General features: G+C 61.7%; 19 protein-coding genes and 1 other RNA gene. 8 read left to right on the top strand and 12 right to left on the bottom strand.

Annotated elements, in window-relative coordinates; genetic code table 11:
* Nucleotides 1-93: 93 nt before the first annotated feature.
* From dnaK to hrcA, 3 genes are all read right to left on the bottom strand, one after another.
* Nucleotides 94-2,031: a molecular chaperone DnaK gene (gene dnaK, locus CFK21_RS08240; protein ID WP_096366205.1), complete on the bottom strand. Its 1,938-nt coding sequence runs from the start codon at nt 2,029-2,031 to the stop codon at nt 94-96.
* Between the two features lie 89 nt (nt 2,032-2,120).
* Nucleotides 2,121-2,723 (bottom strand): nucleotide exchange factor GrpE, encoded by a 603-nt coding sequence (gene grpE, locus CFK21_RS08235; RefSeq protein ID WP_096366204.1) that lies wholly within the window; start codon nt 2,721-2,723, stop codon nt 2,121-2,123.
* Between the two features lie 190 nt (nt 2,724-2,913).
* Nucleotides 2,914-3,972 carry a heat-inducible transcriptional repressor HrcA gene (gene hrcA / locus CFK21_RS08230; RefSeq protein WP_096366203.1) on the bottom strand — a complete coding sequence of 353 codons (1,059 nt, stop codon included), beginning with the start codon at nt 3,970-3,972 and terminating at the stop codon, nt 2,914-2,916.
* A gap of 207 nt (nt 3,973-4,179) precedes the next feature.
* On the opposite strand from hrcA, the gene CFK21_RS08225 reads away from it, so the two are divergent.
* Nucleotides 4,180-5,055: an NAD(+) kinase gene (locus CFK21_RS08225; RefSeq protein ID WP_096366202.1), complete on the top strand. Its 876-nt coding sequence runs from the start codon at nt 4,180-4,182 to the stop codon at nt 5,053-5,055.
* Between the two features lie 142 nt (nt 5,056-5,197).
* Nucleotides 5,198-6,847, top strand: coding sequence for a DNA repair protein RecN (recN, locus tag CFK21_RS08220; protein WP_369801190.1), 1,650 nt, complete (start codon nt 5,198-5,200; stop codon nt 6,845-6,847).
* A 176-nt stretch (nt 6,848-7,023) separates the two neighbouring features.
* On the opposite strand, the gene fur is transcribed toward recN, so the two are convergent.
* Nucleotides 7,024-7,389, bottom strand: a complete 366-nt coding sequence (gene fur, locus CFK21_RS08215) for a ferric iron uptake transcriptional regulator (protein WP_231971596.1) — start codon at nt 7,387-7,389, stop codon at nt 7,024-7,026.
* A gap of 175 nt (nt 7,390-7,564) precedes the next feature.
* Between fur and CFK21_RS08210 the strand changes: the two genes are divergently transcribed.
* Entirely contained in the window at nt 7,565-8,002 is a 438-nt protein-coding gene (locus tag CFK21_RS08210) for an outer membrane protein assembly factor BamE (protein ID WP_157745530.1), read from the top strand.
* Nucleotides 8,003-8,265: 263 nt separating this feature from the next.
* Here the strand turns inward: CFK21_RS08210 and CFK21_RS08205 are convergent, their stop codons facing one another.
* The 3 genes from CFK21_RS08205 to CFK21_RS08195 are packed head-to-tail and all read right to left on the bottom strand — an operon-like array spanning nt 8,266 to nt 10,426.
* The gene (locus CFK21_RS08205; RefSeq protein WP_096366199.1) at nt 8,266-8,595 is read right to left on the bottom strand and encodes an RnfH family protein; all 330 of its coding nucleotides are present in this window, start codon (nt 8,593-8,595) and stop codon (nt 8,266-8,268) included.
* A complete protein-coding gene (locus CFK21_RS08200; RefSeq protein WP_096366198.1) occupies nt 8,582-9,025 on the bottom strand; it encodes a type II toxin-antitoxin system RatA family toxin in 444 nt (147 codons plus the stop codon). The genes CFK21_RS08205 and CFK21_RS08200 overlap by 14 nt, the downstream gene beginning before the upstream one ends.
* A 24-nt stretch (nt 9,026-9,049) precedes the next feature.
* Nucleotides 9,050-10,426 (bottom strand): sodium-dependent transporter, encoded by a 1,377-nt coding sequence (locus tag CFK21_RS08195; protein ID WP_096366197.1) that lies wholly within the window; start codon nt 10,424-10,426, stop codon nt 9,050-9,052.
* Between the two features lie 118 nt (nt 10,427-10,544).
* Between CFK21_RS08195 and smpB the strand changes: the two genes are divergently transcribed.
* From smpB to CFK21_RS08180, 3 genes are all read left to right on the top strand, one after another.
* Entirely contained in the window at nt 10,545-11,033 is a 489-nt protein-coding gene (smpB, locus tag CFK21_RS08190) for an SsrA-binding protein SmpB (RefSeq protein ID WP_096367552.1), read from the top strand.
* 103 nt (nt 11,034-11,136) lie between these two features.
* Nucleotides 11,137-11,528, top strand: a transfer-messenger RNA (tmRNA) gene (gene ssrA / locus CFK21_RS08185).
* A 163-nt stretch (nt 11,529-11,691) separates the two neighbouring features.
* Nucleotides 11,692-12,909 (top strand): tyrosine-type recombinase/integrase, encoded by a 1,218-nt coding sequence (locus CFK21_RS08180; RefSeq protein WP_096366196.1) that lies wholly within the window; start codon nt 11,692-11,694, stop codon nt 12,907-12,909.
* 715 nt (nt 12,910-13,624) lie between these two features.
* Here CFK21_RS08180 and CFK21_RS08175 read toward each other — a convergent pair.
* From CFK21_RS08175 to CFK21_RS08155, 5 genes are read right to left on the bottom strand one after another with little or no spacing between them, the layout of a single operon-like run.
* Complete coding sequence (locus CFK21_RS08175) at nt 13,625-16,726, bottom strand: type III restriction-modification system endonuclease (RefSeq protein ID WP_096366195.1); 3,102 nt, start codon at nt 16,724-16,726, stop codon at nt 13,625-13,627.
* A gap of 19 nt (nt 16,727-16,745) precedes the next feature.
* Entirely contained in the window at nt 16,746-18,740 is a 1,995-nt protein-coding gene (locus CFK21_RS08170; protein ID WP_096366194.1) for a site-specific DNA-methyltransferase, read from the bottom strand.
* Nucleotides 18,733-19,476, bottom strand: a complete 744-nt coding sequence (locus CFK21_RS08165; protein WP_096366193.1) for a DUF4391 domain-containing protein — start codon at nt 19,474-19,476, stop codon at nt 18,733-18,735. The genes CFK21_RS08170 and CFK21_RS08165 overlap by 8 nt, the downstream gene beginning before the upstream one ends.
* A complete protein-coding gene (locus CFK21_RS08160) occupies nt 19,473-22,745 on the bottom strand; it encodes a helicase-related protein (protein WP_096366192.1) in 3,273 nt (1,090 codons plus the stop codon). The genes CFK21_RS08165 and CFK21_RS08160 overlap by 4 nt, the downstream gene beginning before the upstream one ends.
* A 30-nt stretch (nt 22,746-22,775) precedes the next feature.
* A complete protein-coding gene (locus tag CFK21_RS08155) occupies nt 22,776-22,970 on the bottom strand; it encodes a ribbon-helix-helix protein, CopG family (protein ID WP_096366191.1) in 195 nt (64 codons plus the stop codon).
* Nucleotides 22,971-23,176: 206 nt separating this feature from the next.
* Between CFK21_RS08155 and CFK21_RS08150 the strand changes: the two genes are divergently transcribed.
* Together CFK21_RS08150 and CFK21_RS08145 are read left to right on the top strand one after the other, a co-directional pair.
* Nucleotides 23,177-24,304 carry a hypothetical protein gene (locus tag CFK21_RS08150; protein ID WP_231971482.1) on the top strand — a complete coding sequence of 376 codons (1,128 nt, stop codon included), beginning with the start codon at nt 23,177-23,179 and terminating at the stop codon, nt 24,302-24,304.
* Complete coding sequence (locus CFK21_RS08145; protein ID WP_096366189.1) at nt 24,301-25,068, top strand: hypothetical protein; 768 nt, start codon at nt 24,301-24,303, stop codon at nt 25,066-25,068. The genes CFK21_RS08150 and CFK21_RS08145 overlap by 4 nt, the downstream gene beginning before the upstream one ends.
* Nucleotides 25,069-25,117 lie beyond the last annotated feature (49 nt).

Genomic DNA, 25,117 nt, shown 5'->3' with positions numbered 1-25,117 from the left:
ATCCCCTCTCGGGGAAACAAACACAAACGGGACCGGTGAGCCGACACAGCCAAGGTCTCGACTCTCCAGTCCCATTACCCCCTAACCCGGGGATTACTTGTTGTCTTCCTTGACCTCTTCGAACTCGGCGTCGACCACATCGTCGCCGGACTCAGCGCCGCCCTGGGCCTGCTCGCCCGCGGCCTCGGCGCCGGCCGCGCCGGCCTGACCGCCCTGCTCCTGGTAGACACGCTGAGCGAGTTTACCAGAGACCTCGGCCAGTGCGGCGGTCTTCTGCTCGATGGCCTCCTTGTCGTCGCCGTTCATGACCTCCTCGACCGCCTTGATCGCGTTCTCGACCTCGGTCTTCTCCTCGTCCGTGACCTTGTCGCCGAGATCCTTCAGCGACTTGCGGGTCGCATGGATCATGTTGTCGGCCTGGTTGCGGGCATCGACCATCTCGTGGAACCTGCGGTCCTCTTCCTTGTGCGCCTCGGCGTCCTTGACCATGCGATCGATCTCGTCGTCGTTGAGACCGCTGGAGGCCTTGATGACGATGTTCTGTTCCTTACCGGTGCCCTTGTCCTTGGCCGAGACGTTGAGGATGCCGTTGGCGTCGATGTCGAAGGCGACCTCGATCTGCGGCACGCCGCGCGGCGCCGGCGGGATGTCGCTCAGGTCGAAGCGGCCCAGCGACTTGTTGTCGGCGGCGCGGTCGCGCTCGCCCTGCAGCACGTGCACGGTCACCGCGGTCTGGTTGTCGTCGGCGGTGGAGAACACCTGCGTGGCCTTGGTCGGGATGGTGGTGTTGCGCTCGATCAGCTTGGTCATCACGCCGCCCAGGGTCTCGATGCCCAGCGACAGCGGGGTGACGTCGAGCAGCAGCACGTCCTTGACCTCGCCGCCCAGCACGCCGCCCTGGATGGCCGCGCCCACGGCCACGGCCTCGTCCGGGTTGACGTCCTTGCGCGGCTCCTTGCCGAAGAAGTCCTTCACCGCCTCCTGCACCTTGGGCATGCGGGTCATGCCGCCGACCAGGATGACGTCATTGATATCGCCGACCGACTCGCCGGCATCCTGCAGTGCCTTCCTGCACGGCTCGATGGTGCGGGCGATCAGATCCTCGACCAGCGATTCGAACTTGGCCCGGGTCACCTTGACGTTGAGGTGCTTGGGTCCCGAGGCATCCGCCGTGATGTACGGCAGGTTGATGTCGGTCTGCTGGCTGGAGGACAGTTCGATCTTGGCCTTCTCGGCAGCCTCCTTGAGACGCTGCATGGCCAGCGCGTCGCCGCGCAGGTCGATGCCGCTGTCCTTCTTGAACTGCTCGGCCAGATAGTCGATCAGACGCTTGTCGAAGTCCTCGCCGCCGAGGAAGGTGTCGCCGTTGGTGGACAGCACCTCGAACTGGTGCTCGCCGTCGACGTCGGCGATCTCGATGATGGAGATATCGAAGGTGCCGCCGCCCAGGTCGTAGACCGCGATCTTGCGATCGCCCTGGGCCTTGTCCATGCCATAGGCCAGCGCGGCCGCGGTCGGCTCGTTGATGATGCGCTTGACCTCCAGACCGGCGATCTTGCCGGCGTCCTTGGTGGCCTGGCGCTGGGAATCATTGAAATAGGCCGGCACGGTGATGACCGCCTCGGTCACGGCTTCGCCCAGGTAGTCCTCGGCGGTCTTCTTCATCTTCTGCAGCACGCGCGCGGAAACCTCGGGCGGGGCCATCTTCTTGCCCTTGACCTCGACCCAGGCGTCGCCGTTGTCGGCCTTCATGATCTTGTAGGGGACCAGATCGATGTCCTTCTGGACCTCGTCGTCCTGGAAGCGGCGGCCGATCAGGCGCTTGATGGCGAACAGGGTATTGGTCGGGTTGGTCACCGCCTGGCGTTTGGCCGCCTGGCCGACCAGGACCTCGCCGTCCTCGGCATAGGCGACAATGGACGGCGTGGTGCGGTCACCCTCGCTGTTCTCGATGACGCGGGCCTTGCCGCCCTCCATCACCGCCACGCAGGAGTTGGTGGTGCCCAGATCGATTCCGATGATTTTTCCCATAGCTGTTCTCCAAATGGATCTTGTCTGTGTTCCCTGATTGCTCAGTTATCCGATGTCTGCCCCACTAGATGTGGGCGATTCCCGTCGTTTCAAGCACGTTCATCGATTTGCGGCGAATCCTGGGCCGGGGCCCGCGACACCATCACCATGGCCGGGCGGATCAGCCGGTCGTTGAGGGTGTAGCCCTTCTGGATGACGGTGACCACGGTGTTGGGCTCGACATCGCTGCGTTCCTGCATCGACATGGCCTCGTGGTATTCGGGATTGAACTTCTGGCCCTGGGGATCGATCTGCTGGATCCCGAACCGGGCCATGCTGTCGGCCAGCATCTTCAGGGTGAGCTCGGAACCCTCCCTCAGCTTGACCGGGTCGACCTCGTTGCCCTCGCCGGCGGCGGCTATACCCATCTCCAGGCTGTCCCTGACCGGCAGCAGGTCGTTGGCGAATTTCTCCAGGGCGAACTTGTGGGCATTGGCCACGTCGCGCTCGGCGCGCTTGCGCAGGTTGTCCAGTTCGGCCTGCAGGCGGATGCACTGATTCCAGTGTTCGTCGGCCTTGTTGCGGGCATCCTCGAGCAGGGCCTGCATCTCCTCGGGCCGGGCCCCGGCGTCGCCCGGCGCCGCGGCCGCAGGTGCCTCCTCGTCGCCTGCGTCCGCATTGGCCTCGGTCGTCACCTTCTCCTGGTCGGACATAAATAATCTCCGTAATTCAGATTGTTAAATAATATTCGTGAAATTCTACATTAAATTAGGATGCCGACGACAGCCACGCCGTCTGCCGAAACTGCGGGCCCCTCAGCGCAGCCCTTCTATGCCCCTCGGGTACTCACACAAGGGAGGGGCAAAATGCCTCGCTGCGCGGGCTTTGCGTCCTATTTGGGGATCAGTTCCTGGAATTCAAGGCCGCGCCCAGGAGACGGGCGGTGGCGTCGACGATGGGGATGATGCGGTCGTAGGCCATGCGGGTGGGCCCGATCACGCCCAGCACCCCGATGACCTCGCCCTCGACCGAATAGGGGGCGGTCACCAGGCTGCACTCGTCCAGCACCTGGTAACCGGACTCCTCACCGATGAACAGCTGCACCCCGTTGGCGCAGATGCACTTATCCAGCAGGTGCAGGATGTCACGTTTGCGGTTGAAGGCCTCGAACAACTCGCGCAGCTTCTCCACGTCGGACAGCTCGCGGAACTGCATCAGGTTGGTCTGGCCGGCCAGGACATAGTCCTCCTCGTCGCTGTCCTCGCCGGAGAACACCTTTTCGGCCACCGAGACCACCGACATCATCAGGTCGTTCATGTCCTGGCGCGCCTGCTGCATCTCGTCGATCAGGTGGGTGCGCACTGCGTGGATGTCCTTGCCGGCGAAGTGGGCATTGAGGAAATTGGAAATGGTCTCCAGTTCCGAGGCACTGAAGGTGCGCTCGGTCTGGATGATGCGGTTCTGGACCTCCTTCTCGTTGATCACCAGGATCACCAGGATCCGGTTCTGCGACAGCGGCAGGAAGTCGATCCGCCGCAGCGCGACGTGCTCGCGCCGCGGCAGGGTCACCACCCCGGCCATCCGGGTGATGTCCGAGAGCAGGTTGGAGGCGGTCTCGATCAGGCGCCCGGAATCGGTCTCCTCGGCCCACAGTTCCTGGCGCAGCTGCTCGACCTGCACCGAGTCCAGCGGCTGGATGTTGAGCAGGCTGTCGACGAACAGGCGGTAGCCCTGCACCGTCGGGATGCGGCCGGCCGAGGTATGCGGCGCGGCGACGAAGCCCATCTCCTCCAGGTCGGACATGACGTTGCGCACCGTGGCCGGACTCAGGTCCAGACGCGAGTCCCGCGCCAGGGTACGCGAGCCGACCGGCTCACCCTCACGGATATAACGGTCGATCAGCACCCGCAGCAGGTGCTGGGCGCGTTCGTTCATCAACTCGGTGGGAGGCTGCCTGCTCATGTGTGGTCAGGGGGTGGCTAGGGTTGGATTCGATCTTAGCACTCAATGAAAAGGAGTGCTAAGTCCTTGACAGGCTAGCAACCCGCTGCGCCCGGGTCAAGCCGGGACAATGGCGAAAATTTCAACATGATTAGGATGTTGGCGCCGGCGAGCATTGCCGCTGGCGGGGTGCTCGTGCTACTGTCGCCAGCATTCAAGGGGGAAGCAATGCACAACGAATTTTCCCGGATCGGCCTGATCAGCAAAACCGGCGACCCGCGGGTGCGCGACACCCTGCACCGGCTCATCACCTACCTGCGCGGACGCGGGCTGGAGATCCTGCTGGAGGCCGACATGCGCGAACGCATCGACACCGGCGACCTGCCGCTGCTGGAGCGCCCGGCCCTGGCCGGCGCCTGCGACCTGGCCATCGTGGTCGGGGGCGACGGCACCATGCTCAACGCCGCCCGCGACCTGGCCCCGGCCGGCGTGGCCCTGATCGGCATCAACCTGGGACGGCTGGGCTTCATGACCGACATCCTGCCCGAGGACATGACGGATGATCTGGACCGGATCCTCAGCGGCCAGTACCGCGAGGAATCCCGCACCCTGCTGCATGCCCGCGTCCTGCGCGGGGACCAGGTGGTCAACGCAAGCGATGCACTGAACGACGTGGTGGTGCACAAGTGGGATATCGCCCGCATGATCGAACTGGAGGTGCACATCGACGGCAACCTGCTCAGCACCCAGCGCGCCGATGGTCTGATCGTGTGCACCCCCACCGGATCGACCGCCTATGCCCTGTCCGGCGGCGGGCCCATCCTGCACCCGCGGCTGGATGCCTTCGGTCTGGTGCCCATCTGTCCGCACAGCCTGAACAACCGCCCCATTGTCATCGACGATGCCGCCATCATCGATATCGGTCTGCACGGGGACGATACCCAGGCCCAGGTCACCTGCGACGGCCAGGTCAATTTCACCCTGATGCCAGGCGATCGGGTACGGGTATGCCGACACGAACACCAGCTGCGCCTGATCCATACGCCGGGCTATGATTATTTCGGCATCCTGCAGCGCAAGTTCGGCTGGGGCGTGCATTCGTGAGTGTTTGCAATCACCCAGTGAAAGAATCACGTCATTGCGAGGAACAAAGTGACGAAGCAATCTCCAGACGTTACAGCCGACGTAAAGGGATTGCCGCGCTGCGCTCGCAATGACGAACGCTGAGCACGCTTCTGTGACGCCTATGCTGACCCACATCCACATCCGCGACTTTGTCATCGTCGACGAACTGGAACTCGATTTCCGTGCCGGCATGACCGTGCTGACCGGCGAGACCGGTGCGGGCAAGTCCATCCTGATCGACGCTCTGGGCCTGGCACTGGGCGACCGTGCCGACACCGGCGTCATCCGCCACGGCTGCGACCGGGCCGAGGTGGCGGTGCTGTTCGACCTCGGCGCCCTGCCTGCACTCCAGCAGACGCTGGAGGAAATGGATCTCGCCGCCGGCGGCGAATGCCAGCTGCGCCGGGTGATTCTGCGCGAGGGCCGCTCGCGCGCCTATATCAACGGCAGCCCGGTGCCGGTACAGCAACTCAGGGCCATCGGCGACCGTCTGGTCGATATCCACGGCCAGCACGAACACCAGTCGCTCATGCAGCGCGACACCCAGCGCAGGCTGCTGGACAGCTACGCCGGCCACACCGACGCCATCAGTCGGCTGGCCGCGGCCTACCGCCAGTGGCGCGAGCGCAGACAGGCCCTGGATGAACTGCAGGACGCCGCCCGTCAGCGCGACGATCGGCTGGACCTGCTGCGCTTCCACCTCGACGAGCTCGAACGCCTGGCGCCCGCCCCCGGCGAGTGGGAGGCGATCGAGGCCGAGCACCGGCGCCTGGCGCATGCCGGCGAACTGATCGAACGCTGCAACCAGACCCTGGGCTGGCTCTATGACGACGAACTCAGCGCCGACGGCCTGCTCAGCCAGGGCGTGGATGCGCTGGAACGCTTCGAGACCGTCGATGACCGGCTGAAAGGCGTACTGGAACTGCTGGGCACGGCTCAGGTCCAGACACGCGAGGCGGCCGACGAACTGCGCCGCTTCCTGGACCGGCTGGAGCTGGACCCGGAGCGGCTGCAGTATCTGGAGAGCCGCATCGCCGCCCTGCAGCAGCTGGCACGCAAGCACCGGATCGAGCCGGCGGCGCTGCCACAGCTGCTGGAGGATACCCGCACCGAACTGGCCCGCCTGGAACAGGCCGACCAGAACCGCGACGCCATGGCACAGGAAATCACCGCACTGGAGCAGGCCTGGCGCGAGCAGGCCCTGGGGGTGCGCAGGCAGCGGCGCAAGGCGGCCGCCGATCTGGGCCAGGCCATTACCGAGGGGATGCAGGAACTGGGCATGCCGGGTGGGCGCTTCGAGGTGCAGGTCGAAGCGCTCGAGGACGAGCAGCCGAGCCGACATGGCCTGGACCGGATCGAGTTCCGGGTCAGCGCCAACCCGGGCCAGCCGCCGCAAGCCCTGGCCAGGGTCGCTTCAGGCGGCGAACTCTCCCGCATCAGCCTCGCCATCCAGGTGGTGGCCAAGGATGCCGCCACGACCCCCACGCTGGTATTCGATGAGGTCGACAGCGGCATCGGCGGCGCCATTGCAGAGGTGGTGGGCCGCCAGCTGCGCGGCCTGGGCGAACGCAGCCAGGTGCTGTGCGTGACCCATCTGCCGCAGGTCGCCGCCCAGGCCCACCAGCACTACCAGGTGCACAAGCTCACCGGCGACGACAGCACCCGCACCCGCATCCGTGCGCTCAGCGACACCGAGCGCAGCGACGAGATCGCCCGCATGCTGGGGGGATGGAGATCACCGATTCCACCCGCCGGCACGCCGAGGAGATGATCGCGCGGGCGCAGCAGGGAGAAGCGAAGAAAAAGAAGGGAAAGAAGAAAACGGCGCAGCGGAAATAACAATCCTCGTCATTGCGAGGCGCGAAGCGCCGTGGCAATCTCGTTCGGGCTACCGCCACCGTTAGGAGATTGCTTCGCGTTGCTCGCAATGACGAGGGAGCAAGGAGTTTAACCCTCCTTGCGGCACTTCTCGCACACCCCGTAGATGTACAGGCTGTGGTCGGTCATTTCGTAACCGGCCTTCTCGGCGATCTTGTGCTGGCGTTCCTCGATGACCTCGTCGACGAACTCGTCCACCCGGCCGCATTTGACGCACAGGATATGGTCATGATGCTCGCCCTGGGACAACTCGAACACCGAATGCCCGCCCTCGAAGTGATGGCGCGTGACCAGGCCGGCGGTCTCGAACTGGGTCAGAACCCGGTAGACCGTGGCCAGGCCGATATCCTCTCCGGCCTCCAGCAGGGCCTTGTAGACATCCTCGGCACTGAGGTGACGCTGCTCGTTCTGTTCCAGAATTTCCAGGATCTTCATCCTGGGCAGGGTGACCTTCAAACCGACTTTGCGCAGATCCTGTGATTCCACCTGGCTGTCCTCATGCCGTGTCCGTGAATCGCCGCCACAATTGGGTTATCATGCCGCGCACAACGCCCAGACGTGACCGGTATTTTTGATACTTATGCGAAAGCTTCTCATTTCTTCAACCGTTTTGACAAGCCTGCTGATCAGTGGCTGCGCCGGCGTCGAGCGCCTGCCGTTCGTGCACCGCGTCGACGTCCAGCAGGGCAACGTGGTCGAACAGTACGACCTGAACCGGCTGGAGCCGGGCATGGACAAGCGCCAGGTCCAGCTGATCCTGGGCACGCCGATGGTCGACGACACCTTCCACGCCGACCGCTGGGATTATGTCTACTGGATGCAGCCGGGTCGGGGTGAACGCGAGAGCTACCACGTGAGCCTGCGGTTCGAGAACGACCGGTTGAGCGAGATCACCGGCGACCTGCGGCCGGATCCCGATGCCCCCGGCGCCGAACCGCCGCAGAGCACCACGGTCACGGTACCGCCGCAGCAGCGCAAGCCGCGCGGGCTGCTGTCGCGCCTGTGGCAGTGGATCACCTTCAGCCAGGACGACGAACTGCCGCGCTAGCAAAACAGGCGAAGTCCTGATGGCGCCTGCTCAAGGGTATAACACCGTCATCCCGGCGCAGGCCGGGACCCGGAAACCGCCGCGGCCCATGGATTCCCGCCTGCGCGGGAATGACGGTGGATAGGTCGCAGGCTGGAATGAGGACCGCCAGGCCCGTTTCCGGCAGCCACCGGGATTGCCTGGAACGCTGCGCTTAGCCCGGTCTGCGAACTTCCATCCCACCTCCCCTGGCGGGAGAGGGCCAGGGTCAGGGGATATGAAAATCACCCTTCCTTGTCCAGATCCCCGCCGCCCTTCTTCATCTTCTTGCCCGCCGCCGCGCGCTGTTTGCGCACCTCCTTGGGATCGGCGATCAGCGATCGGTAGATCTCCACCCGGTCGCCCTCGCGCAGTTCGGTGTCCGGCTTGTTGAGCTTGCCGAAAATACCCAGCTGCTGCTGTTCCAGGTCGATCTCGGGGAACTGTTCCAGGATGCCGGACTGCTCGATGGCCTGGCGCAGCGTGGTCCCGCGCGCCACCTCCAGCGGCAGAATCACCTGCTGGTCCGGGCGGGCATAGGCCACCTCCACCTGGATGCGGTCAGCGCTTTCCATAGACCTGCCGTGCGCGTTCATGGAAGGCATCCACCAGGGTATTGGCGATCTGGTTGAACACCGGCCCCACCATCATCGACAGCATCCGGTTGGCGAACTCGAACTCCAGGTCCAGCGACACCTTGCAGGCGGTCTCACCCATGGGGTCGAACTGCCAGAACCCCTCCAGACGCTTGAACGGGCCCTCCACCAGCCGCATCTCGATGCACTTGTCCTGCTGGTGGCGGTTATGGGTGGTGAAGGCCTTGTGGAGGCCGCCTTTGCTGATCTCGACCCGGGCCTTGAGCTGGTCCTCGTCCGGACGCTCCAGCACCCGCGAGGCGCTGCACCAGGGCAGGAAATCGGCATAGGTGTCGATATCGCTGACCAGGGCGAACATCTCGGCCGGGGTATAGGGCACCAGGGCACTGCGTTGAATGGAGGTTGTCATGCGAACGGCTGAATCTGCTTGTGCTCAGGGTGTAAGGATACCTGTTTTGTTCAGCAGAATCAGTCCGATCGCCACCGGTGTGACATAGCGCACCAGCACCCGCCACAGGGTATAGCCCATGCCGTTGGCCAGACCCAGTTCGCCGCGGCTGGACTCGCGGGTCATGATCCAGGCCGCGAACACCGAGATCAGCAGCCCGCCCAATGGCAGCATCACATTGGAGGTCACCCAGTCGAACAGATCCAGGAAGCCCTTGTCGAAGAAGGTGAAGCGCGCATCGCCCGACCACAGGTTGAGTGACAGCAGCGCCAGGATGCCGCACAGCCAGGCCATCAGTCCGGTCAGCGCCGCGGCCTTGACCCGCTGCATGCCGCGGTTCTCCACCAGCCAGGCCACCACCGGCTCGACCAGGGAGATGGCCGAGGTCCAGGCCGCGAACACCAGCAGCACGAAGAACAGGAAACCGACCAGCGCTCCGCCCGGCATCTGGCCGAAGGCGATGGGCAGGGTCTGGAAGATCAGCCCCGGCCCGGCCGAGGGCGCGAGTCCGTACTCGAACACCAGCGGGAAGATGGCCAGCCCGGCCAGGATCGCCACCAGGGTGTCCATCAGGGCAATGATGGCCGCCGTGCGCGGGATGGAGGCTGTGTGCGAGAGGTAGGAGCCGTAGATCATGATCGCGCCCATGCCCAGGCTGAGGCTGAAGAAGGCCTGGCCCATGGCGTTCAGTACCACGCCGCTGGTGATCTTGCTGAAATCGGGCGTGAACAGGTAGTTCACCGCCTGCTCGAACTGGCCGGTGTTCATGGCATAGCCGACCATCACCACCAGCAGCACGAACAGCGCCGGCATCAGGTAGCGCACCGCCTGCTCCAGGCCGCTTTTCACCCCGCGCGAGACCACGATGGTGGTCATCACCATGAAGATGGTATGCCAGGCCAGCAGCCGCTCGGGATCGCTGATGAATTCTTCGAAGATGGCCGCCACACCCTCCGCGGTCGCCCCGTTGAACACGCCGCTGACGGTGCGCAGCGCATAGGCCAGAGTCCAGCCGGCGATCACGCTGTAGAAGGACAGGATCAGGAAACCCGCCGCCATGCCCAGCCAGCCCACGTACTGCCAGGCCGGGCTGCGCCCCTCTTCCCGGGCCAGGGTACGCATGGTGTTGATCGGGCTCTGGCGGCCGCGCCGGCCCAGCATGATTTCGGCCATCATCACCGGCAGGCCGATGGCGGCCACGCAGACCAGATAGAGGATCACGAAGGCACCGCCGCCGCTCTCGCCGGTCACGTAGGGGAAGCGCCAGATGTTGCCCAGTCCCACTGCCGAACCGGTCGCGGCCAGAATGAAGGCCAGGCGCGATGACCACTCTCCGTGGATCGACGTACGGCGTGCAGGCATGGACTTCCCCCTTGGATGTATTGTTTCCGGCAATTGTCCGGAAAAACGGCCGCTTACACAATAGACCGGGCTATGATTCTCATGGCCGGCGCCCGCGCCTGCCCGTATAATGCGCGTCATGGCCAAGAGTAAATCCAACAAAACAGGCAGCGGCGGCAGCACCATCGCCCTGAACAAGAAGGCGCGCCACGACTATCACATCGAGGAGCGCTTCGAGGCCGGCCTGGCCCTGGAGGGCTGGGAGGTCAAGAGCCTGCGTGCCGGCAAGGTGCAGCTGACCGAGAGCTATGTCATCGTCAAGGACGGCGAGGCCTTTCTCTTCGGCTGCCTGATCACCCCGCTGCTGACCGCCTCCACCCACATCCATCCGGATCCCACCCGCACCCGCAAGCTGCTGCTGCACCGCGAGGAACTGGACAAGCTGATCGGCGCCGTGGAGCGCAAGGGCTACGCCCTGATACCGCTGGCCATGTACTGGAAGCGCGGCCGGGCCAAGCTGGAGATCGGCCTGGCCAAGGGCAAGAAGGCCCACGACAAGCGCGCCGCCATCAAGGAGCGCGACTGGGCCCGGGAGAAGCAGCGGATCATGAAATCCGGTGCCAGGTAAGGGAACTTTCCCGGCAAACCCCTGTCTTATGTTCTGAATGCGGCAGATCCGGCCTTGAAAAACCCGCTGATTGGCCGCATATTAGGGAAGACACACCGAAATCGGGGGCGACCTGGTTTCGACGTGGGTTACAAAACCTGAGGTGCATGCCGAGGATACAGATTCCCTCGTAAATCCATCTGTACAATCATAGTTGCCAACGACGACAACTACGCACTCGCCGCTTAAAAACCGGTAGAATGCCGTCTGACTGGAGCCGTGCCTGTGCGTCCAGAGTCCTTTATACCTTCGGGTAGACGGGACATTCAGGCGTCGATTCTCACAGGATCGCGATGAAGCTCGTCCGGGGCAGATTCGTTAAACTCCAACCGGAATCGCTGTTGGTCTTCCCTGCCCGTCGGGTAGCCGGCAGTTAAATACAAAGGCGCGGATAAGCATGTAGAGCCGATGGCGGAGGACCTGCGGACGCGAGTTCGATTCTCGCCGCCTCCACCAATTCAACATCCAAAGCCGTCCTAGGACGGCTTTTTTATTGCCTGATTTCAACGAATTACCTGCAATTCCGGTCCATGGAGGCCCTACAGCATCCATTGACATCCGGGGGCAACTGGGGGCAGCATTAGGGGCAACAGCACAACAAGCACAGGGAGTTGCCCCCATGCCCCTCACCGATACCGCCATCCGCAACGCCAAAGCCGGCGATAAGGCCCGGAAGCTCTTTGACGGCGGCGGGCTGTATCTGGAAGTTGCCCCCAGCGGGGGCAAGTGGTGGCGGCTGAAGTACCGATATGGGGGCAAGGAGAAGCGGCTCTCCCTGGGTGTCTATCCCGATGTATCCCTGAAGGATGCCCGTGATCGGCGGGACGAGGCGCGCAAGCTGCTGGCCAATGACATCGACCCCAGCGAAAACCGCAAGGCCACCAAGGCCGCGAAGGTGGAGCGAGCGGCCAACAGCTTCGAGGCGGTCGCCCGCGAATGGTACGCCAAGCACTCCCCCAACTGGTCAGCCAATCACGGCGACCGAATCATCCGCCGCCTGGAGCGCGACATCTTCCCGTGGCTCGGCGGCAAGCCCGTCGCCGACATCACCGCCCCGCAACTGCTGGAAGTCATTCGTCGAATTGAGCAGCGCGGCGCCCTGGAAACCGCGCATCGTGCCCTTGGCAATTGTGGCCAGGTGTTCCGCTATGCCGTGGCGACCGGCCGGGCCGAACGTGACCCCACCGGCGATCTGCGCGGCGCGTTGCCACCGGTCAAGGGAACGCATTTCGCCTCCGTCACCGAGCCCAAGAAAGTAGCCGAGGTATTACGCGCTCTGGATGGGTATGAAGGCACCCTCCCCGTGCGCTGCGCCCTGCGCCTTGCGCCGCTGGTGTTCGTCCGCCCCGGCGAACTGCGCCATGCCGAATGGGCCGACATCGATCTGGATGCAGCGGAGTGGCGCTATACGGTGAAGAAGACCAATACACCGCATATCGTCCCCCTCTCCCGCCAGGCCATGGACATCCTCCGCGAGCTGCATCCCCTCACAGGCAACGGCCGATACGTTTTCCCCAGCGCCCGGAATCCCAGGGGCGACAAGCCCATGAGCGATAACGCCATCCTCGCAGCCATGCGACGCATGGGAATCAGCAAGGAAGAAATGAGCGGCCACGGCTTCCGGGCGATGGCGCGTACCATCCTGGATGAAGTACTGGGCTTTCGGCCTGACTTCATCGAGCACCAGCTCGCCCACGCCGTGCGCGATCCGAACGGACGCGCCTACAACCGCACGGCCCACCTACGGGAGCGGCGGAAGATGATGCAGAAGTGGGCGGACTACCTCGACAAGCTGAAAGCCGGCGCCGAAGTCATTCCGATGAATCAGAGCGCCTGAGCGAAGCCCCCAGGGAGCCCCTTGGGGGCGGACGGGCAGGCGGGCGGGGGGTCAAGAACAGGCGGAGGCAACTTACACATAATGCAAATTATGCGGCGAAGCGGACAGCACGCCTTTTGTGCTGCGCATAATTCCCAGCATTATGTTCAGTTGCCGACACCGACCCTGGCTGGGCAGGGCGCACCGAACCTTTACCGAAGCCTGAGATAATTGCGGGCGGGAAAGCGCAGCGCCGTGCGGGGGCGCGGCAGGCCGGGCGAATGCCGGGCCTGCCAGTGCCACCGCGCAAGCGGCAACGAAGGGAACCAACGAAGGGAACCAACGAAGGGAACCAACGCTGACCGAAGCCACCGAGCCGGTTGCAAAGCATCCGGCAGCGGTAAATCCCGGCACGGCGCAGCCCGCTGCGGAGCCGCAAGCCCTTGGCCCCGTCTTTTGGGGCGAAGGGTGCCGTGGCGGAGTGCGGGCGGGAACGAAGGGGCCAGGCGTCGAACGAAGCCACGGAGCCAGTCTGCCGGAGCTTGCGGAGGCAGTCTGGCGGCCCCGAATCCTGGCACGACGCAGCCCGGCGCGGCGCTTGCCGCGTAGCTTGCAAGCGGCGTGACGGGCGGTCCGAAGCCCTTAACCCCGGCCTGATGATCTGTGCGCCGGGCAACTGAATGTTCGATGCCGGATCGGACGGAGGTTCCGTTCACCGGCGAAGCGAAACCCTCGATCAGGTACTGGCAACCCGTCCAACCACATCCATCAGCCTTGCGTAATCCGTGACGACGTCATACTTGACGCGGTCTTCAGTGATCCTCTGACTGATTTCGGTGAAGAATTTACGGGCGCATTCGATCTTCGTTTTCTCGATCTCACGCAGCTTCATCGAGGACATCGTCCCCTTAGTCTCTGCCACAAAGTAGATGTGCCTCACAGTGCCGGCCTTGAAGGATATGGCCCAATCTGGGTTGTAATCACCGACCGGGGTTGGAATCAGAAAGCCGCGCGGCAGCTTGGCGTAGACGACGACTTCGCTACTCGTATCCAGCTCTTTGACGAATTCCCTTTCCACGTCAGAGTCCGTGATCGCGTAGTCGTAGACGTGGTTCTTGAGTTTCGCCGTAGCGCGCGAAAAGTCCTGCGCGGTCTGGTTAGCGGTAAAGATGTCAGCGTCATAGCGCTCATCCACCTCATCGTAGGCCAAACGTTCGATAACCATGGATGCCTTCTGCTCAGCAATGATACGCGAGGCCTCGGAAATAAACTGTTCGGGGTTTTGTTTGAACTGTCCGAACACTGCGGTCTGAATCCGGCCCAGGATCGTCGCGGCCGTGTCTCGAGTGAGCTCCGCATTCGCTGCAACTTTGCCGATCAGGTCGTACCTCACGACAGAATGAATTGAGTCTCCGTACTCGGTCGTGGTCTCTTGCACCTCAAATCCGTCACCACGCCGCAGCTGCTCATCAGTCAAGCCATCGTTCTGAACACCTGCCTGCACGGTGTATTGTAGAGGGGTGACGCGCAGCTCCTTGTCCAGCGCACTGACGCACTTCCTGATCAGTTCCGCTGAATCGAACTCGACCCGGTACACCGCCTTGCGATTGATCCGCGCCCACAGCTCCTGGAACTCTTTCTTCTCGAAGTTCGTATTGAGAGGGTTGGTTTTGGGTTTACGCCCGTCATCCACCTTCGGAATTTGCGCGTCGCTGAACACGCTGTCGATCAGTTGGAAGACCTGCTCCGCGTGGGGCTTCAGCTCTTCGGGCAGCTCCGCAAGCGTCCCGGCGGCCTTGGCATCATGGTAGGCACTGACGATATGGTCGGCATCGTCCGTGTAGTCATTCTTCAGAAGATAGCGATAGATCTGCTTCGCCATCGCGGCGGTTACTTCGGTCGTTCCCTGGTCCGTGGTAATCGTCTTACCCGTAAAATAGGCTTCCGTCGCCTGGCGCGGACGCGATGACAAAGTCTCCGAAATCTCTTGCTGCAGTCCCGCCACAAAGTCCTTGTAGCTTTCGCTCGCCACCACCGTCAGCACATTGATGTCGTGCACAACGGCCGGATGGTCCATACGATCGCCGTGCTGGTCGACGCTCAGGCGCAGCCCCCGGCCAACTTCCTGGCGACGGGAAATGGTGTTGTCGCTGTGCTTGAGCATGCACATGACGAACACGTTTGGATTGTCCCAGCCCTCGCGCAACGCGGAATGGGAGAAGATGAACCGGGTCGGCTCGGCAAAGTCCAGCAGGCGTTCCTTGTCCTTCAGGATCAGGTCGTAGGCGTCAACATCATCGGAATCGACCGAGCGAGCGCCGACCGCCGGGTCCTTGAGCCGGTTGGTTTTCTTGTCGATCGAGAAGTAGCCGTTGTGCGTGCTGCCCGGTTCGATGTTATCCAGGTACTTCCGATACGTTTCGTTGTCGATCGTCAGCTCCGACAGATACTCATCCTTGAGCAGGGCGTACTCCTCCTCGAAGACCCGGGCGTACTCACCTTTCTCATCGGCCTGGTCATAGTCGCGGTACTTGGCCACCTCATCGATAAAGAACAACGACAGCACCTTGATGCCCTGGGCGAAGAGCTGCTTTTCCTTGTCCAGGTGCGCCTTGATGGTCTCGCGGATCTGGATGCGCCGGATGTCGCGCTCGGTGACATCGCCGCTGGCCTCGCCGGCCTTCAATACAGCGCCATTGGTGAACTCCACCGTATCGTTGACCGCATCGATCTGGCTGATGGTGAATCCCCGGTACTGATCCAGTTCGCCCGATTCGACGAACAGGTCATCACGGAATTCCAGTCGGCGCAGCTGCCGCTTGATCTCGCCCGACTTCAGTTTCACTTCCAGCTCGACACGGGCCACGGGGGCCTTCTTCGAGATGTCGATGCCCTCCAGATAGAGGTAGGCATTGGTCCCGGCCAGGCCACGAGTCTGAATGCCCCGCACCGCGATTTTCTTCACCAGCTTTTGGTTGTAGGCATCGAGGGCGTCCAGCCGGTGCACACGGTTATGCTGGGCGCGGTGTGTGGCCGAGTAGCGCAGGATGAACAGCGGCTTGAACTTGGGCAGGGCCTCCATGGTGGCCTTGCCCTCCATTTTCTGGGGCTCATCCAGAATGAGGATCGGGCGGTTGGAGGCGATCACATCAATGGGCTTGCGCGACTGGAAGTCGTCCAGCTCATCGTAGATCCGGCGGTTGTCCTTGCCGCGCGCGTTGAACGCCTGGATGTTCATGATCATCACGTTGATCCCGGCATCCGAGGAGAAGCTCTCCACCTCATGCAGGCGCTTGGAGTTGTAGATGAAGAATCGCGCCTTCTTGCCGTAGCTCTCGGTAAAATGCTCGGCGGTCACCTGGAAGGACTTGTACACCCCTTCACGAATGGCGATCGACGGTACTATGATGATGAACTTCGACCAGCCATAGCTCTTGTTCATCTCGAAAATGGACTTGATGTAGCAGTAGGTCTTCCCCGTGCCGGTCTCCATCTCCACATCGAGATGAACGCGAGTGGCGGCCAGCGCGTCCTTCTTGTAGGCCGCTGGCGCCGCCACTCGCTCGCCCTTTTTGTTGAAGGTCGTGAAATCGGTCAAGGACGACGATACCGACAGGTTCTGCCGCCGCTGGACCTTCTGGATGTTCTCCAGAATTTGTGCCTCGGACAGCGCAATATCGGCATTCTTGAACCCTTCCTCGAAGGCGCTCGCCTGCGCCGTGCGGCCCGGGTCGATGCGGTAGCTCAACCCCGACGTCATGGGCTGGCCGGCGAAACAGCCCACCACATCGTTAACGGCGTTGGTCTGGTAGGGCTGGACCTTGAACTTAAACTTCATAATTATTCCCTCGCCGCCCTCAAATCGACTTGACTTCGGTAGTGGGCGAGAGCTGGCGGAAGACCTGCTCCACATTGATCTTGACTGCGTCCGAGACGAAACCGTTGTCGCGGAAGACCACGCGCAGGGGCTCGTGGCCGGCCAGTTCTTTCACCAGTTCTTCCGTGACGCCCTGGTCAAAGCAGGCGACCAGGGCGTTGTCGTCGACGAAGAATACGGTCTTGCCCTGCACCGTCTCCCGGCGAACGGGCAGCGTCAGGTCCACGCCCCAATCAACCAAGACCTGGAACAGCAGGTCCTCGGCGGTGCGGTCCTCCTTCACGTTATCGACCATATCGAGCAGGTCGGACTGCTTCAGCTCGTCGGGGCGATAGTAGACGTCCTTCATGTTGGAGGTATCTATCTTGAGCACCCGGAAGCCGACATCGCGGTTCCAGTCGGCGTGGCAGTCGCCGCCCTCAATTATTCTCTTGCCGGCGCGGCGGATGCGTTCGCGGCTGACCTCGGGAATGGTCTTGAAGCCGGCTTTGTATGCTTCAGACTTATCGTCCGCGGTCTCATCGAGCTGAACCATGATGAACCTGCGGTTGCCACCGTCGGCGGCGTTCTGAAGCATGACTGAATGGGCTGTAGTTGAAGAGCCGGCAAAGAAATCCAGAATGATGTCATCTCCCTCAGTCATCATCTCGATGACTTCTTGTAGCACCAGTTCATCCTTGGGGAAGTTAAACAGGTCGCCCCCCATCAGTGCGCGCAGGCGTTTCGAAGCGGCCCGACCGTCCTGATAGAACACGCTGTAAGGCGTCTGGTACTCACTGTCCTTGAGGTATTTCTTTATGCAGGGTACCGACTCCTCGGTTTCGCCGAAGTGCACCCTATTATCGCGAATCCACTCTTCCATCTTATTAGAATCAGGCGTCATCCAGCCCCGCGCTGGAACTTTTACAGGTCGCTTGGTAACCGGATGCATAACCTCATACTTGGGGCCGCCGCCACCGGGCCAAGAGATATCAGCCGCAAAGTAAATTCCACGATTATCAATATTGCTATAGTGCTTATGCGCCTTGGCGGGATGGCCATCCGCAAGCTGCCGATACCATTCTTTCAATCCCTCAGTCATCGCTTGGTAATCGTTGCCATGCCGCCGCTTCAGCCGCTCATACTGAGCATAGATTTCATCCAGCCCCTTTTTGCGTTGGCGCCATACGACTTTGTTTTCCCGTAGGTACTCCGCGTCACGCGCATAGCAAACGATGTACTCGTGAGAGACTGACACAAGCCGCGAATCATTCTTTCGCCCAGCCGCCCATACCATATCGGCCACGAAGTTGGCCTGGCCGAATATCTCGTCCATAATCAAACGCAGGCGTGGCTGCTCACCTTCGTCGCAGGAAACAAAAATGGCTCCATCGCGCTTCAGGAGGTTCCGGGCTAGCCTTAGGCGCGGCGCCATCATCGTCAGCCAGCTGGAGTGAAACCGCCCATTTCCTTCCGGATTTGCTACCAAGCGGGCTCCCTCCTCGCTCCGCTCACCTGCAGCAAGCTCCTGCGTCACCTGGTCAGAAGCAAAGCTATCGCGATAGAGGAAGTCTTTTCCCGTGTTATAGGGTGGGTCGATATAGATAAGCTTAATCTGCCCAAGATAGGTGTCCTGAATCAACTTGAGCGCGGTAAGGTTGTCGCCCTCAACAAACAAGTTTTTGGTGGCTTCGAACTGTAAACTTTCCTCCGGAGCTGGCCGCAGCGCTTGGTCAATCGGCGCATTCGCCAGCGCCAGCGCCTCTCGCTTCCCCGGCCAGTCCAATCGATACCGCTCCTGCCCCCCCTCCACGATATGGTCGCTCAGTTCCTGACGCAGGTGATCAAAATCCACCGCCAGACGCAGCTTCCCGGTCACCTCGTCCCGGGCCTCGGTTACGCAGCCGGGGAACAGCTCGCGAATCTTGGCGATGTTGTCCTGACTCAGATCGGGGCTGTGCATTTTCAGCTTGTCGAGGGTCGGTTCTTCAGCCATGTTGCTTATTTCCTTCGATGGTCGTTTCTCGCAAGGTGTCGAGTTCCGCCTTCAACGCCCGTAGCTGGCGGTTGAGCTCGACCTTGCGGTTGAATTGTTTTTCCCGCTGAATGCGGGCTTCCAGTCGCCGGCACTCGCGTTGCTTTGCTGTAATGCGGCTGTGGCGCTCCATAAGGGCCACCATAGACTCGCCCGGCCGAGCCTGGATGGGGAGCAGTTCGCGCAGAAGCTGCTCATAAAGCCGGGACAAATCCAGCGCCACCGGCAGCGGTGTTCGGAGTGTGTCCGCCGGAAGCCAGTCAGTGGCAAAGTAGTCGTCAAGCACCCACTTGCTGGCATCGGCCTCACTGGGCCGCTTGTAGGTGGCCGCTACCCGGATAGCATCACGGGTTGCGCCGTCCTCGCGGCTGCTGGTCAGCTCAAAGATGATGGGAAAGCCAATAGCACGGTCGATGCACTTCAACACATCCACCGGCAACTCATCGGTGACACCGGCCGGCTTCAGCGCTACACGGAATATCTGAATTTCCGGCACTGCCTTGCTGCCCTTCAGGTTCAGCGTTTCCTGTGCCAACTTGTACTGCCAGGTGATTCGGGCCACCTGGCTGGTGAGCTTATCGCGCACGCGCCGACCCGGCGCACCAGACACCACGATGCGATTCTTGGGCACCACCCGGCCCACCCGCGCGCGCTCGGGGTAGTCGATGAGTGCCGGATGGCCTGTTTGCTCGGTCATCGCGCCTCCTGCACCACGATGAAAGACAGCAGTTCGAAGTCATCCAGCCCGGCAATGGGGTTGGTGAGAGCGCTGGTGCGTGATCCGGTGAACAGGCTGTCCAGGTCCTTTTCATCCTGCACCTGAACGATGCTGCGGATGGCCTGGTCCAGCAGGTCGGAATAGAAGCCCATGTTGCGGCCGTCGTCGGTGGCCTGGTTAAAGGGTTGGCAGGCGGCCTGGATGGGGTCACCCCGCCCCCGGCACGCGGCGCGGGCCAGGTCCAGCAGAGGCTTTACTTCGGTATGGTTGGCGATAATTTCGCCGTCATTGGCGATATAGACCAGGTAGAACGGGTGCAAGCGGTTCTGCTGCTGGATGTTCACCGCATGGTTGCGGTTACGCAGGGTGAAGATTACCCCCGGCACCAGGCCACGGTCGCTGTCCGCAGGGACCGCGGCGTGCAGGCCGCTGGGCAGGTTAGCCAGCTCGCCGTGGGTCTTGATGTAATTGAGCAGGTCCATGCGGAAGTCGTTGAGCCCCAGGTCGGTGATGGAAACGCCGGTCTTGACGTCTTCCATGTCGATCACCTCTTCCTGGAGGCGGCGGAGCTGCTCCTTGCGGTAGGCGATTTCACTGGCCTCGGTATCGAGCAGATTGTCGTCACCCGTCGCGGTGGCATCGACGATGACCATGCGGTTTTCGACCCGTTCCTTGAGGTTGATGTACTCGTCCAGGCTGATGTCCGGCCAGTAGTTGACCAGCTGGATGCTGGCGTTGGGGGAGCCGATGCGGTCGATGCGCCCAAAGCGCTGGATGATGCGCACCGGGTTCCAGTGGATGTCGTAGTTGATCAGGTAATCGCAGTCCTGAAGGTTCTGCCCTTCGGAAATGCAGTCGGTGGCGATCAGGAGGTCGATCTCGTTGGACTCGTCCGGCAAGACATAGTGTTTGTCCTTGGCATTGGGCGCGAACAGGGTCAGCAGGGACTGGAAGTCGTAGCCCCTGCCCAGCGTTGATTTGGGCGCATCAGAGCCCGTCACGATGGCGCTGTGCAGGCCGTGCGCTTCGAGAACCCCGGGCACCAGGTGGCGGTAGAGGTAATGGGCGGTATCCGCGAAGGCCGTGAAGATGATGACCTTGCGATTGCCGGGATTGATGGGCGCGTTGATCTTGTCGTTGATGTGCGCCTTGATGTGTTGCAGCTTGGTGTCGTCCTCCGGGGTGACTTTTTGCATCTCGGCCAGCAAGGCCGCAATGATGCTCAGATCCGCCTCAAGGTCCCGCTCCCAGGACGGCAGATCCATGTCGGCCAGGCTGATGCGCACCTTGCCGCCGATGGACTCATCGTCTGCGGCCAGGAATTCTTCGTCCTCCGGTTCTGCATCCGCAAAGCCGGCCGTGACATCCGCAAAGCCAGGGTCGCGGCCGGTTTTCTTGTAGGTCGCGATTTTCTCCAGGGTGCGGGTGTGGTTGTCCTGGAGCTTTTGCAGGGTGATGCGGAAGGCTTCTACCGAGCTTTCCAGACGTTTGAGCAGGTTGGTGGTCATTAGCGCCTGGAGGCTGCGCTCACGGTCGGCCTGCTTTAGCCGACCACCGCCGCTGGAGACCTCGGTATCGTAGAGCGCCTCGTACTTCGCCAAGCGGCTAGGCAGGATGTAATTCACCGGGGCATAGACGGCGAGCTTGACCGTGGACAGCTGCGTGTAGATCTCGTTGAACCCGATCACGTCGCTGCGCTGTGTCAATGGCGGGTGAAAGGCCAGCGGTTTGAGACGCTCCGGGAAGGTGCCGATTTCCGTCGTGTCGTAGAACTGCTCGATGTGCTTCCTGGAGCGGGCGATGGTGACGCTGTCCAGCAACTCGAAGAAGTCAAAGTCCAGCGCATCCAGAATGGCGTCTGCCGTGCGCTCATCCGGCGGCAACCGGGACCAGGCGTTGAAGGCGGTCTGGGCGCGGCGGAAGATTTCCTCGATGTCGGTCTCCGTCCTCAGCTTGGCGCTAAGCGCATCGGATTCGCCTTCATAGGCCAACGCGAGCTGATTGCGCAGGTCGGTAAAGCGATTGTTGACCGGCGTTGCGGAGAGCATCAGGACCTTGGTCTTGACCCCTTCACGAATCACCTTGTTCATCAGCTTCTGGTAGCGGGTCTCCCGATCCTTGAAGACGTCGTTGTTGCGGAAGTTGTGTGATTCGTCGATCACCACCAGGTCGTAATTGCCCCAGTTGACCCGATCCAGGCGGGTGCCGAAGGATTCTCCGCTGGTGCGCTGAAGGTCCGTATGGCAGAGGACCTCGTAGTTGAACCGATCCTTCGCCAGTGGATTGGTGGTGAGGTTCCGGTTGTAGTTGAGCCAGTTGTCCGCCAGCTTCTTGGGGCAGAGCACCAGCACGGAACGATTGCGCAGCTCGTAATACTTGATAACGGCCAACGCCGTAAACGTTTTGCCAAGGCCCACGCTGTCAGCCAGGATGCAGCCGTTGTAGGTTTCCAGTTTGTTGATAATGCCAGTCGCCCCGTCCCGCTGGAAGCTGTAGAGCCTGTTCCAGATCAGGCTGTCCTGATAGCCGGTGCGGTCGTTCGGCAGGACGTCCTCGCTGATGTCTTCCAGAAATTCGTTGAAGATGTTGTAGAGCATCAGAAAGTAGATGCGCTCCGGTGAATTTTCCTGGTAGACGGAAGCAATGTGGTCGCAAAGCCTCTCGGTCACGTCCTCGATTTTTTCCGGATCGTTCCAGATCTGATCGAATAGCCGAAGAAAATTTCCGGTGTAAGTGGGATCGTCGAACCTGTTCACGAAATTCGAAACTGCGTCGCCTTGCTGGTAACCCAGGTCGACGGCGGTGAAACCATAAAGAGGTTGATAGACGGCTTCTCCGTTTCCCGTGTTGACGCAGGCGAACTGTTGCATCGGTGCTTTACTACGATTGGAGCGGAAGGCTGCCTTGCGCCGCATCCAATCGGCGCACTCCCTGGCGATAGCCCGCTGCGTCAGCTTGTTCTTTAACTGTATCTCGAACTCGCTACCGTAGAAGCTCCGTTCCCGCTCTGCCTTGGGGATATGAAACTCGCGCCGAACCTTGCGACCGCTATCCGTCACTTCATCCGGGACGAAGGTCGGTGATGTAAAAATGAACTCCAGGGATTCGATGGATTCCAGCTGCTCCTTCAGCTCTGCGAATGCGTAGATTGAGAAACAGGACGCGGCGATCTTGAGCTTCGCGCCGGGCTTAATGGTCCGCCGCAGATCATCCCCGAGAAGCTCATTGATATTGTCGATCAGTTTCATGGCAGGCATCTCCCGGCGGCGGTTGCGCTTTTAATCCTTGCCGCTATCACGAAGCAGTTCTCGCTGCTCCGGAATAGTGATGCCATTGCGCCCGCAATAGTCCCGGATTAGCACTTCCACCATGTTGGCGATGGAACGATGCTCACGGTTCGCAGCCTCGCGCAGCGCCTCTTTCAGGCCCGGCTCGATGCGGAAGGTCAGGGTCGTAGTCTTGGCGGTGGCCATCTTCGCCCTCGGATTGGTAGACTGAGAATGTACTGCAATGTACAGTAAAATCCAGCATAATCCAATGGGTGTGGCCACAACCCGCAGGAGGCGTCTCGATGACCCGGCATTACTCGACCCGCAGCTTCTTCCGGCAGGTGCCCAATGCCTTGCTGGCCCGGTACTTCCAGGGCCGAGGGCTCCTAGCCGACCTGGACTTTGGCGCCATGAAGGAGACCAAGCCGGATGCGCTGTTCGACGCCTGGCTGGTGCTGCCCGAGGATGAACGCAAGGCCATGGATGCCGAGTTCCAGGACATCTTTGAACTGGGCTGCGAGAAGGGTTTCCGGGCCATCATCGACGAGGCGCGCTGGCAGATGCAGGCGGAGCAGGACAAGCTGATGGATTTCATCGAAACCCTGTCGGCGCTGCCCAATCACTACCATCGGGCGATGGTGACCTACCTGGACCATGGCGAGTGCTGGAAAGGGGCCACCCGCTTCTATCACGCCGACACCCTGCCCTACTGGCGCAAGCGCAAGAACATGGGCCACAAGCCGGCGGCGGTGGACGAGGCCAGCCTCCGCCAACTGGCCGACCAGATCCGCAACTACTTCCACCATACCGAAGGCCGGGGCAACAACTGCGTGGTGGAGCCCTACCGCCGGGGCGACCTGGATTACTTCTTCGCCTATCCCGAGGACTACTCCCAGCAAAGCATCGAGTGGGTGGACGGCGAATTTGGCCGCCGCCCGCACAACCCCGCCTTTGAGGTGATCTTCGTTTACTCTCAGAAGGAAGGCACGCTGGACCTGAACTTCCGTGGCCCGAAGAAGGCGGTGGAGCCGTTGCAGGGAATGTTCGCCACGGCGATCCTGAAACTGGACCAGTTGCCACCCGACCCGAAGGACGAGCGCGTCTACGACCTGAGCCCTCTGCTCCACAAGAGCTTTGATTTCACCTACGCGGTGGGTAGTGGCATTGAAAGCGTCGCGGTGAAAAAGCTGCGGCTCTCCTCACGGGTGAACAAGGGCGACCGCATCACGCTGGAGGCGGATGCCTCCCAGGACCCGGATGCTGTCTATACCTTGCTCGACAAGGTTGGAAAGTCCGTGCCGCTGCATCTATATAACGTCACCCAGGTGGAGCTGTCGGCCTCGGTGGTCGTAGACAACGACAAGCCCGCCAAGTCGGTCACCATTCGCATCACCCACCCCAATTCCTGCTCCCTCAAGTATGACGAACTGGACCTGAAGCTGCGCGACATGCTGGAAGCCTCCGGGATCGAGCCCAAAGAACCGGAGCAAGAAGAAGCGGCGGAAGCGGCTGAAGCGCTTGTGCCCGGTGGGGTATGAGCCCGGAATCCGTCCTGGTCGAACTCCTTGGGCGCGTCGGCGCGCAGAATGGCGCGGCGATCCTCATCAGCGATCATGAGCTGAACGGCTGGCCGGCCGAGGCCGTTAAGGCGATGACGAATAGCGGCTTGATGAAGAAAGCCCGCCCGGCCACTAGTGTGGCATGTCCCGGCTGCGAGCGGGAATGCATCATGCCCGTGCATGTCCTGACGAATCCAGGAAACGATCCGCGTGCATTCATCGTTTGCGACAAGCGCAGCGATATAAACCGCGTGCCGGTGCCAGCAGGCGACTTGGCGCAATGGCAGGTATCCGCCGAATCGATCGCCGCCGTGGTGGCAAACCTGCTTGACCTGCATCGCTCCGGAACCGGCGACACCGATGCCGCCCGCTGGGAAGTCGGGTTACTCAAGGGAAAGAAGCACGCCAGCCACGTTGTGTTGACGACCGAAGGCGCGCTCACCCTGAACCTGGCCGGTCATTCCATCGAGCTCACCGAAGTGCTCACACTTGAGGGCAATAACTTCAAGGTGGACAAGCGGCGGCTGACCCGATTGGTCGATCAACCCGTCGCCGGGGCCGGGGATACCGAATCGGCAACCCAACGCCGGGAACGTCTCAAGAGGCGCGTGGACGAACTCAAGGCCAAGGGCGTCAAGGCATTCCTGAAGACCGTCGCCGAAGAGGAAGGGATTTCCGTCACCCGCGTGAAACAGCTTTTACAGGAGGAAACCGAGCCAAAGAAACCCAGCCTGGGCTGGTAACGCCGACAGGGGCTAGCTCGTACTGTCGCTGAAATCGCGCTGCACTGCG

Origin of the sequence: Thiohalobacter thiocyanaticus, from assembly GCF_002356355.1 — a bacterium.
In the GTDB taxonomy this organism is placed as follows: Bacteria; Pseudomonadota; Gammaproteobacteria; order Thiohalobacterales; family Thiohalobacteraceae; genus Thiohalobacter; species Thiohalobacter thiocyanaticus_A.
Note: the sequence above shows the minus strand (reverse complement) of the source record. Positions and strands in the feature narration are given on the sequence as shown.

Excerpts from the sequence above, each read along its gene's own strand:
- dnaK (WP_096366205.1), bottom strand. The coding sequence starts at position 2,031 with ATGGGAAAAATCATCGGAATCGATCTGGGCACCACCAACTCCTGCGTG.
- grpE (WP_096366204.1), bottom strand. The coding sequence starts at position 2,723 with ATGTCCGACCAGGAGAAGGTGACGACCGAGGCCAATGCGGACGCAGGC.
- hrcA (WP_096366203.1), bottom strand. The coding sequence starts at position 3,972 with ATGAGCAGGCAGCCTCCCACCGAGTTGATGAACGAACGCGCCCAGCAC.
- CFK21_RS08225 (WP_096366202.1), top strand. The coding sequence starts at position 4,180 with ATGCACAACGAATTTTCCCGGATCGGCCTGATCAGCAAAACCGGCGAC.
- recN (WP_369801190.1), top strand. The coding sequence starts at position 5,198 with ATGCTGACCCACATCCACATCCGCGACTTTGTCATCGTCGACGAACTG.
- fur (WP_231971596.1), bottom strand. The coding sequence starts at position 7,389 with ATGAAGATCCTGGAAATTCTGGAACAGAACGAGCAGCGTCACCTCAGT.
- CFK21_RS08205 (WP_096366199.1), bottom strand. The coding sequence starts at position 8,595 with ATGGAAAGCGCTGACCGCATCCAGGTGGAGGTGGCCTATGCCCGCCCG.
- CFK21_RS08200 (WP_096366198.1), bottom strand. The coding sequence starts at position 9,025 with ATGACAACCTCCATTCAACGCAGTGCCCTGGTGCCCTATACCCCGGCC.
- CFK21_RS08195 (WP_096366197.1), bottom strand. The coding sequence starts at position 10,426 with ATGCCTGCACGCCGTACGTCGATCCACGGAGAGTGGTCATCGCGCCTG.
- smpB (WP_096367552.1), top strand. The coding sequence starts at position 10,545 with ATGGCCAAGAGTAAATCCAACAAAACAGGCAGCGGCGGCAGCACCATC.
- CFK21_RS08180 (WP_096366196.1), top strand. The coding sequence starts at position 11,692 with ATGCCCCTCACCGATACCGCCATCCGCAACGCCAAAGCCGGCGATAAG.
- CFK21_RS08175 (WP_096366195.1), bottom strand. The coding sequence starts at position 16,726 with ATGAAGTTTAAGTTCAAGGTCCAGCCCTACCAGACCAACGCCGTTAAC.
- CFK21_RS08170 (WP_096366194.1), bottom strand. The coding sequence starts at position 18,740 with ATGGCTGAAGAACCGACCCTCGACAAGCTGAAAATGCACAGCCCCGAT.
- CFK21_RS08165 (WP_096366193.1), bottom strand. The coding sequence starts at position 19,476 with ATGACCGAGCAAACAGGCCATCCGGCACTCATCGACTACCCCGAGCGC.
- CFK21_RS08160 (WP_096366192.1), bottom strand. The coding sequence starts at position 22,745 with ATGAAACTGATCGACAATATCAATGAGCTTCTCGGGGATGATCTGCGG.
- CFK21_RS08155 (WP_096366191.1), bottom strand. The coding sequence starts at position 22,970 with ATGGCCACCGCCAAGACTACGACCCTGACCTTCCGCATCGAGCCGGGC.
- CFK21_RS08150 (WP_231971482.1), top strand. The coding sequence starts at position 23,177 with ATGAAGGAGACCAAGCCGGATGCGCTGTTCGACGCCTGGCTGGTGCTG.
- CFK21_RS08145 (WP_096366189.1), top strand. The coding sequence starts at position 24,301 with ATGAGCCCGGAATCCGTCCTGGTCGAACTCCTTGGGCGCGTCGGCGCG.